The sequence below is a fragment of the Paenibacillus sp. GCM10027630 genome, assembly GCF_042676305.1.
In the GTDB taxonomy this organism is placed as follows: Bacteria; Bacillota; Bacilli; order Paenibacillales; family NBRC-103111; genus Paenibacillus_S.
Genome location: NZ_JBHTGY010000021.1, coordinates 156,840 through 166,570, shown reverse-complemented (window position 1 = coordinate 166,570; position 9,731 = coordinate 156,840). Strand labels below are relative to the sequence as shown.

The window sequence follows — 9,731 nt, the reverse complement described above, 5'->3', positions numbered from 1 at the left end:
GATTATATATTATTGCTATATTATCATTTTGTTAATGAGAACTATTGGATTTCTTTCAACAAAGGAAAGGCGGAAGTGAATGAAGGAGAAAGAAAAAGGAGTCACTACGGAGTATATTTATAATTTGTTAAAGGAGCAGATTTTTGAGTGGAAATTATCTCCCGGACAAAAGATTAACATCGATCACCTGTCGAAGGAGTTAAATATTAGCCCAATCCCTTTAAGAGAAGTTCTCTCCCGTTTTCATTCCGAGAAGCTGGTCATACTTGAGCCTTATAAGGGGTATCGGGTCAGCGGGATTTTGGATGATCAAAGTATGACGGATATGCTGGAAGCTCGAATTTTAATTGAGACGCATGCGATTCGCAATATAATCCGTTATAATCGTCTGCATATTTTGGATGGAATGACCCGCTTAATGGAGCAAATCGCATCGATCAAGATGGGTTCATCTTATAAGGAAGTTCTTGAATTCAATCAATTGGACCATCTGTTTCACTTAACTATGGTTAAGGCAACGGAAAATTCATTTCTTACCGATGCGTATGGAGGGATGCACTGTCATCTGCACATCGCCCGTTTTTATCATGTAAGAGGTGAAGTGGATCAATATGAGGCTTCAGCGGAGCATGAGGAAATTGTAGAGGCCATTCGATCCCGTGATATATATCGTGCTGAGGAAGCTGTTACTAACCACATCTGGGATGCGAAAAATCGTTTGTTGCAAAAAAGGGATAAGGATTTAAAGAAGCTTTGATTTTCTTAGAAGGGAGCTAAATCATCTTGGATTCAGTGTGGACACCCCAAGGATTTGCTCTCTCTTTATGAAATTTTTTATGAAAAGTTTGGGAAAACCGGCAGCATGTGCACGATACATACAGTTTTGTAAGCGCTCTCTTGGAGTTGGATTGATTATTAGCTGGAGGTGATACGGGAATTCACATGAGTTGCGGGGCAAAATGGTAAGCGATGTATTAGCAAAAATCAGGAGGGGTTAAGAAATGAAGAATACCAAAGCTATAGCTCTGATCGCCATGTCAGCCGTTGCTTTAAGTGCTTGCAGTTCAACCAGTCCAGCGCCAGTTGCAAGTACGCCAGCTCCAGGAACATCGGCACCAACAACTACAGTACCCAAATTCGATCCTAATAAAAAAGTGAGCATTAAATATTCTTTCTGGGGCGATACGGATACAAAAGCTTTGCATGTCGCCGTAGTCGACGCGTTCATGAAAGAGTACCCGAATGTTACGGTTGAGCCTGTGTACATTCCGGCGGAGTATTTAACCAAAATTCAGACTACATTTACCGGTGGAACCCAACCGGATCTCATCAATTTCACGGCTAACGACTTAATTTCTTTTGCTGCCGCCGGAGTATTGGAGCCACAAACCAAATGGATTAAAGGTGAATGGGATAAGGAAAATTTCGGCGACAACTTTGAGAGATTGATGAAAGCGATGGAATATAACGGTGAGATATGGGCTTTGCCTCGGAACTCAGCGGGCAGAACGATCTTTTACAATAAGCGGATTTTTGACGAGGCCGGCGTAAAATACCCGGATAGTAGCTGGACATGGGATACATTAATTGAGCAAGGAAAAAAGCTGACGAACAATAGCACCGATCCGAACAAGAAAGTGTACGCGATTGGCTTTCAAGGGGAAATATCGGACATAAGCGCAAGCTACATTTGGCAAGCGGGCGGTGATTATTTCAGCCAGGACGGGAAAAAATTTATTTTTAACTCGCCTGAAAGCAGAAAGGCACTCCAGTATTTACATGACCTTATCTATGTTCATCAAATTGCGCCAAACCCGAGCGTTTATACAAATGGAACTCCGCAGTCCTTATTTATGAATGAAAAAATAGCCATGCATTTTGATGCGGGATCCTTTATTGCAACTATGCAAAAGGCTAAGTTCGAATGGAACCTTGCTTTGTTCCCGATGGGACCCAAAAACCGTCTAGGTGCTTTGTCTCCTACAAGCTTAGCGATACCGAAGGCGAGCAAAAACAAAGAAGCGGCCTGGGAACTAGCCAAGTTTATTAACGGGCCAAAAGGTCAGGAGATTCTGATCAGCACCGGATTCTCCGCTCCTGTCAGAAAGTCCATACTGAACGATGAGAAAAAGTATTTGCCAGGCGATAAATTCAAAGTGGACCGTAAAGTCGCATTGGAGAGCTATACCGATCATTCCGGTGTAAAGCCTACCAATCCGATATGGACGCAAACCGATACTATAATTAAAAAATATTTGGGTCTTTATTTCCTTGATAAGAACGGTAAGATCGATGAATCGCTGAAGCTCATTGAGAATGAAGTTAACGCAATAATGCCTAAGTAGTCTAAATTGGGTCATGTTCTGTGTATGGATCTAAGAGGGCGTAAGGTGACCGGATGAGGATTGAAGCCCCTTCTTGTCCGGTTTCATAAATAAATATTGAGGGGAATGCAGCATGTCGAGGAAATTTTTGTTAAATGACACGATGGTAGCCTATTACTTTTTGTTGCCGGCGATAATCGGATTCGGTATTTTCACTGCAGTTCCGTTGGTGACATCCCTTGTTATTTCCTTCTATGAATGGAACACCTTGTCGAGTCCGAAATTTATTGGTTTTGGGAACTTTATCAAGATTTTTACGGAGGATAAAATATTTTGGATTGCCCTGGAAAATACATTCTGGTATGCGGTCGGAGTTGTTCCGTTAAGCATCGCACTGGGATTGGCAGCCGCCTTATTGTTAAATCAAAAAATACTCGGGATTGCCTTGTGGAGAACGGTGTATTTCCTCCCTGTAATGACTTCGACAGTAGCTATTTCGCTGGTCTGGAAGTGGCTGTACAACCCTGATGTCGGTTTAATTAATGTGTTATTGAGGGAAATGGGCGTTCAGAATCCTCCTACCTGGCTAACCAGCACCACTTGGGCTTTACCTTCGATCATCATTGTAACGATTTGGAAAACGATTGGCTACAATATGGTTATTTTTCTGGCAGGCTTGCAAAATGTGCCCAAGGAATTATATGAAGCGGCTGAAATTGACGGATCGAGCAAGTGGAATATGTTTTGGAAAATTACGCTTCCTTTGTTGCGGCCTACTACCTTTTTTATAACGGTGATTTCGATTATCCACTCTTTTCAAGTGTTTGGATATGCGCTGATCATGACGGAAGGCGGTCCCGGTGCTTCGACAAACACGTTGGTTTTATACATCTATCAGCAGGGATTCAAATATTTCAATATGGGCTATGCTTCGGCTATTGCTTGGGTTTTATTCCTTATTCTTTTAATCGTTACTATGATTCAGTCCTATGTCAATCACCGAAGGGAGGCCGCATAATCCATGGAAACTGTCCAATCTACGGCAAAAGCGTCCATCGCCCTGAAAAGGTCGACCCTGCAGCGGATTACCGATTTGATAACGTACGCCATTCTAATTACTTTTTCCGGAATAATGATCCTCCCTTTTATTTGGATGGTATCCTCTTCTTTGAAAAATTTGGATGAAGTAAGCGAAATTCCGATTCGCTGGATTCCTGAGACATTCCGATTTAGCAATTACGTAGAAGTTTTTCAAAGCATTCCGATGGGACGGTTTATTTTAAATTCCTTTTTTGTTGCTATTTCAGTGACGATATTGGCGATTTTGGTTTCTTCCCTGGCAGCTTATGCGTTTGCACGACTGAATTTTAAAGGGAAAAGCACTCTCTTTCTATGCTTCTTGACAACAATGATGATACCGCAGCAGGTAACGATGATTCCCAACTTTTTGATTATGAAGGAATTCGGTTGGTTGAATACGTATAACGCATTGATTTTTCCCCAATTATTTACGGCTTTCGGGGTGTTTATGTTAAGGCAATTTTTCCTCTCAGTCCCTGTTGAGCTTGAGGAAGCGGCAAGAATTGATGGGTGCAGCCGGTTCAGAATTTACTGGAACATTATGATTCCGTTGGCTAAGCCTGCATTTGTAACTTTGGGCATATTTCTTTTCCTGGGCGAATGGAATTCATTTCTATGGCCGCTCATTGTTATCGATTCTGTAGATCTACAGCCGATTCAAGTCGGTTTGCGTACGTTCCAAGGAGAGTTTACTACTCACTGGCATCTTATGATGGCAGGAGCCTTTATAGCTGAGTTGCCCGTTTTATTGTTTTATGTCTTTTGTCAACGGTACATTATTGAAGGCATCGCCACTTCAGGGATCAAAGGCTAGTAATGAAACTAAATTCATTGGAGGTTTATTCATGAAAATCACGAAGCTGGAAGCTGTAATTATTGTAACGGAAGTTAAAAATCCGATGAAGGACGCACTGCACACTTATGATGCAGGCACTCGAGTAGTAACCAAGATCCATACGGACGAAGGGATTATAGGGTATGGATCGAGTTTTTTCGGTAGAGGAAAAGCAAGCGGAGCGATATTGAAGCTGATGCTGGAATCAGAGCTGGGGCCGCATCTCATTGGGGAAGATCCTCATTTTACTCGTCAAATCCGCAAGAAGCTGTGGAGTATCGCTGACTATCACGGTGCAGAAGGCTTCTCGCATTTCGCTATTTCAGCAATAGATATTGCGCTGTGGGATATTATTGGAAAAAAAGCCAATCTGCCGACTGCGAAGGTTTTAGGCGCTGTTCGTGACCGTATTCCTGCTTATTGCATGGCTGGATGGTATGTCGATACAGAAAAGGAATATGTCGCAAAATGCATCGAAACCGTGGAAGAAGGATTTAAGGCCATTAAACTTAAAGTAGGTAAATATTCTTTGGAGAATGATATCGAACGGATCAAATTAGCGCAAAGAGAAGTAGGGCCTGACATTAAAATTATGGTTGACGCGAATCAGGGATTTGATGAGAAAGAAGCGCTTCGTCGGGGGAGAGCTTATGAGCAGCTGGGTGTCCGATGGTTTGAGGAGCCGTTGATTCCACAGCATAAGGAAAGCTCTGCAAGATTGGCCCACGCGTTGGATATCCCGATAGCCATTGGAGAAAACTTTTATTCCAAATTCCAATTCTACGATGCAGTTCAAGCCGGAGCTGCCTCAATCTACCAACCGGATAACCGGAGAGCCGGAGGACCTACGGAATGGCTGGAAATCGGAGCTATTACCGATGTGGCTGGACATCATATCGCAAGCCATGGCGGCGGACCGGCAAATGTGAATATGCTGTGCGTTCTGCCTAACGCGATCTTCCTGGAAAGCGGCAGCCTGAAAAAAGAGGATGGCCTGCTGAAAACTCGGCTAACCATGGTGGACGGGGAAGTGCTGCTTCCGGATGTACCGGGAATGGGAACGGAAGTAGATGAAGAGTACGTTGAGAAATATCGGGTGGATTAGAAGGTTGGAGAGAAGAATACCTCGGCGGGCAACCGGGGTGTTCCTTTACATGGGGGAGGAGCTGGAGAATGTCTAAACATACAGTGGAAGCGTTAGGGAATTTGGTTAACGGGCAATGGATAATCGGCTCAGAAACGTTTGATGTTCTCAATAAATATACCGGAGATGTGATTGTTAAAGTGACCAAGTCATCCCCGGAGGATGTTAGTCATGCGATTGGCAATGCTTTGGAAACGTTCAAAACAACGAAGCTGACACCTTATCAAAGGTATGAGATTTTAATGAAAGCGGCCGAACTGTTTAAACAGCGGAAAAAAGAGCTTGCTCTGACGATTGTTCGGGAAGGCGGCAAGGTGCTAAAAGACGCCAGCATGGAGATTGAGCGGGGGATTCAGACATTCATCGCTTCTGCTGAGGAGGCGAAGAGACTGCAAGGGCATGAAGTCCCTGTTCAAGGGCAGCCAGGCAGCGACAACAAAATCGCCTTTACTTTACGTGTGCCTGTAGGTGTCCTGTGCGCAATAACGCCGTTCAATTTCCCTTTTAATTTAGTAGCTCATAAAGTTGCGCCTGCACTTGCTGCAGGCAATACGGTTATATTAAAGCCGGCAGGCGTAACACCGCAGATTGCCGCCCAAATGGCAGCCATTTTGTTGGAGGCAGGCCTTCCGCCAGGCTTTTTAAATATCGTAAACGGTCCTGGAAGAGAGATTGGGCAATATTTATTAGAGGATGCCCGCATAGCGATGTATACCTTTACCGGTAGTACGGAGGTTGGCAAGCAGATTAAAGCATCCTCCGGTATCCGCAAGGTGACCTTGGAGCTTGGAAGCAACTCGCCGAATATTGTTCACAAAGATGCGCCGGATTTAGCTAGAGCCGCCCAATTATGTGTGAGTAAGGGCTTTACCAACGCCGGGCAAGCATGCATTTCCGTACAAAGAATTTATGTGCATCAAGACGTATATGCAGCTTTTGTTGAAAAGTCAATTGAAACCGCATCGAAGCTAAGAGTGGGCGACCCCGAGCTTGATGAAACCGATATTGGCCCGATGATTTCCGAGAAAGAAGCAGAGCGAGCCGAACTGTGGATTCAAGAAGCTGTTCAACAGGGGGCGACGATCGCTTATGGAGGCCATCGGAAGGGCGCCATTCTATACCCAACCATTATGACCAATACGCTGGCTTCGATGAAGGTGATGTGCCAGGAGGTTTTTGCACCCGTAGTTTGCATTACTCCCTATAGCGACATTAGTGAAGCTTTGAATGCAGCGAATGATTCCAATTACGGACTGCAGGCTGGTATTTTTACATCGGATCTTCAAATAGCCTTCAAGGCAGCCAAGGAATTGGAGTTCGGTGGCGTTATTATCAATGATGTGTCGACGTTTCGAGCCGATATAATGCCATATGGCGGTGTAAAGGATAGCGGATATGGAAAAGAAGGTCCGAAGTATGCCATTCAAGAAATGACGAATGAAAAATTAGTTGTTTTTGATATTTAGTCGAAGAGAGATGATCAGCATATGAGGGATACATGGTCTTATTTCCCATCAGGGAAAATTATATTCGGCAATGGTGCCATTCATAAACTAGGCGAGCTTTTGAAAAACATGAATGCCCGTAATATATTCCTCATTACCGATAAGGGAATCGTTCAATCCGGCATACTGCATACGGTTTTGGATATTTTGGAGAAAGATAAATTCCAGGTTAAAGTGTTTGACGGAACGACTCCGGAACCTCCGGTTTCGAAAGTGCTGGAATGCTATGAATATGCCAAAAAGGAAATTAATGCGGATGTCATCATCGGGCTGGGTGGAGGAAGCAGCATTGATTTGGCCAAAGTCGTTGCCCTCCTTGTAGCGCATGGCGGACAGCCGCAGGATTATTTTGGCGAGAACGCTATTCCATCTGCGATTGCTCCCTTGATAGCTATACCTACAACGGCAGGCACAGGGTCTGAAGTGACATCGGTAGCTGTCGTAACGGATACGGTTAATAACATTAAAGTTGGGATTTCCAACAATTATTTGAGACCGGCGGTTGCTTTATTGGATCCCGAGCTGACCATGCAGCTGCCTCCCTATGTAACTGCGTGCTCAGGCATTGATGCTTTGGCTCATGCGATTGAAGCTTACCTGGCCAAGGATTTTAAATATATCCAGGCAGAAGGCGACATTTTATTTCAAGGCTCGGCTCCGATAAGCGACACCTTAGCTTTGCAAGCGATTGATCTCATTTCCAAAAATCTGGTAACTGCTGTCCAACAAGGGACTAACCTGGAAGCACGTTCTAACATGCTGTTGGGCAGCTTGCTAGCCGGATTGGCATTTTCAAATGCGGGTACGGCTGCGGCTCATGCGTTGGCCTACCCGATAGGTGGATTATCCAAATCACCTCATGGAGAAGTAACAGGCCTTCTGCTGCCGTATGTCATCAGCTACAATGCCCGTACTACGGGGGAGAAAATCGATAAGCTGGCTCAAGCCATGCATATTCCTGCTTATAATCTCCAACCGGCATCGGACAAGATCCAACTGGTCGTCTCCCATATCATCGATATTTTGCAGCAGATTGGATTGCCGACTCGACTTCATTCGATTGGGATTACGAGGGAGCAGCTGCCTGAAATCGCGGAAAAAGCGATACAAATCGAACGGTTAATTCGAAACAACCCGCGCGCAGCAACTGTAGGAGGCTTCATTGATTTGCTTGAAAAGGCCTACTAATTTTCGGGAGAGGATTTCATGAAGGTTGTCATAACGAGACGTATTCCGGAAAGCGTTAAGCAAAAGCTGGACGCGAATTACACCACCTATATGTGGCCAGAAGAAAATGTGCCGATTCCTTATGAGCTGCTGCTAGAACAAGTAAAGGATGCCGATGCTTTGTTCACCAATGTATCGGATCGGATAGATAAACATGTATTTCAAGCGGCTCCCAAGCTGAAGGTTGTCAGCACGATGGCGGTTGGTTACGACAACATAGATATTGAGGAAGCAACCGCAAGAGGGATACTTGTAGGGCATACGCCCGATGTTCTGTCGGAAGCAGTGGCAGATTTGACGTTTGCGCTCTTGCTTTCAACTGCGCGAAAAGTAGTGGAGGCCATGAGCTTCATCAAGAAAGACAGCTGGAGAGGCTGGGGGCCCATGCTTTTGACCGGGCAAAATGTTTACAACTCCACAATCGGCATTATCGGCATGGGTGGAATTGGAAAAGGAGTGGCCAGAAGGGCTGCCGGCTTCGGTATGCGAATTCTATATCATAACAGAAGACGAAGAGAAGATATGGAGCGGGAGCTGGGTGTCGAATACAGCTCGCTGGATAGCTTGCTTCAAGCTTCTGATTTTGTAGTGATGCTGGCTCCAGCCACTCAGGAAACGCGTAAGATGATAGGCAAAAGAGAGCTTTCGCTAATGAAACCAACCGCTATTTTGATTAATACCTCCAGAGGAAGCAACGTTGATGAAGCCGCGCTTATTACTGCATTAAAAGACCGCCAAATTTGGGGAGCCGGTTTGGATGTGTTTGAAGTCGAGCCGATTCGTGCGGACCATCCTTTGATCGGTCTTGATAATGTAGTGCTGCTGCCGCATATAGGAAGCGCTACTGTAGCTACCAGGATGGAAATGGCCGAATTGACTGCTCACCATATCCTTACGGGATTAAGTGGCGAGAGGATAAGAAATCTTGTAAACCCTGAAGTTTACAAGATCAGAGGTTAAGGGATGAATCGGTAAAGCAGGATTGTGGCCATTGTAATCTGTGGTTTTACGAATTTAATAGACTGTGGGTACAATGGCCCGCAATACTTCATGAAAAACATTTGCATTTCATAAAGAAGCCTGATATATTGGTATTTGTCGCTGATTTAGCGGAACGGCAATACTTTCTAGCTCCTCCAATCTTAGGACTAGTAGTCAACCGTGGGGAGTTGATGTCCCCTGCACATAGAATTACGGGACGTAGCTCAGCTTGGTAGAGCACCTGGTTTGGGACCAGGGGGTCGCATGTTCAAATCGTGTCGTCCCGACCATTTTTTGCAGATGTAGTTCAATGGCAGAACTTCAGCTTCCCAAGCTGGTGGCGTGGGTTCGATTCCCATCATCTGCTTAATAGAAACCAAAAAAATCCGTGATGATTCACGGATTTTTTTTGGTTGAGAAAGCATGAAATTTTACAGTAAAACAACGAATCTGGGTTTGCCCACATTCATCCCTCCCCACGCACAAAAGTAAAGGGTACACCAAGGACCTGGCCATCGGCCAGGTTTTTTTGTGTTCTCAGACTGAATATTCGTAACCTCCCCAAACACCTCCGTTTTTTCTATGTCAAAAGCACCAAAAAAATGCCATAAAAATAGGAAAAATGTAACTATTAG

8 protein-coding genes and 2 tRNA genes are annotated in these 9,731 nt (G+C 44.7%); all 10 read left to right on the top strand.

What is annotated here, in order from left to right; genetic code table 11:
- Positions 1-79 precede the first annotated feature (79 nt).
- The 10 genes from ACFQ0C_RS10990 (at position 80) to ACFQ0C_RS10945 (ending at position 9,463) form a co-directional block, all read left to right on the top strand.
- On the top strand, positions 80-757 hold the full coding sequence (locus tag ACFQ0C_RS10990) for a GntR family transcriptional regulator (protein WP_258217088.1): 678 nt from the start codon (positions 80-82) through the stop codon (positions 755-757).
- A 244-nt stretch (positions 758-1,001) separates the two neighbouring features.
- A complete protein-coding gene (locus ACFQ0C_RS10985; protein WP_379366665.1) occupies positions 1,002-2,345 on the top strand; it encodes an extracellular solute-binding protein in 1,344 nt (447 codons plus the stop codon).
- A gap of 112 nt (positions 2,346-2,457) precedes the next feature.
- Positions 2,458-3,342: a carbohydrate ABC transporter permease gene (locus tag ACFQ0C_RS10980; RefSeq protein ID WP_258217090.1), complete on the top strand. Its 885-nt coding sequence runs from the start codon at positions 2,458-2,460 to the stop codon at positions 3,340-3,342.
- A gap of 3 nt (positions 3,343-3,345) precedes the next feature.
- Positions 3,346-4,218 carry a carbohydrate ABC transporter permease gene (locus ACFQ0C_RS10975; protein ID WP_379366662.1) on the top strand — a complete coding sequence of 291 codons (873 nt, stop codon included), beginning with the start codon at positions 3,346-3,348 and terminating at the stop codon, positions 4,216-4,218.
- A gap of 31 nt (positions 4,219-4,249) precedes the next feature.
- A complete protein-coding gene (locus tag ACFQ0C_RS10970) occupies positions 4,250-5,344 on the top strand; it encodes a mandelate racemase/muconate lactonizing enzyme family protein (protein WP_258217092.1) in 1,095 nt (364 codons plus the stop codon).
- 68 nt (positions 5,345-5,412) lie between these two features.
- Positions 5,413-6,849, top strand: a complete 1,437-nt coding sequence (locus ACFQ0C_RS10965) for an aldehyde dehydrogenase family protein (protein WP_379366659.1) — start codon at positions 5,413-5,415, stop codon at positions 6,847-6,849.
- A gap of 21 nt (positions 6,850-6,870) precedes the next feature.
- Positions 6,871-8,076 carry a hydroxyacid-oxoacid transhydrogenase gene (locus ACFQ0C_RS10960; RefSeq protein ID WP_379366657.1) on the top strand — a complete coding sequence of 402 codons (1,206 nt, stop codon included), beginning with the start codon at positions 6,871-6,873 and terminating at the stop codon, positions 8,074-8,076.
- An 18-nt stretch (positions 8,077-8,094) separates the two neighbouring features.
- Positions 8,095-9,075: a 2-hydroxyacid dehydrogenase gene (locus ACFQ0C_RS10955; RefSeq protein WP_379366654.1), complete on the top strand. Its 981-nt coding sequence runs from the start codon at positions 8,095-8,097 to the stop codon at positions 9,073-9,075.
- A 234-nt stretch (positions 9,076-9,309) separates the two neighbouring features.
- Positions 9,310-9,386 (top strand) — tRNA-Pro (locus ACFQ0C_RS10950).
- A gap of 6 nt (positions 9,387-9,392) precedes the next feature.
- Positions 9,393-9,463: transfer RNA gene (locus tag ACFQ0C_RS10945), tRNA-Gly, on the top strand.
- The last annotated feature ends 268 nt before the right edge of the window (positions 9,464-9,731 follow it).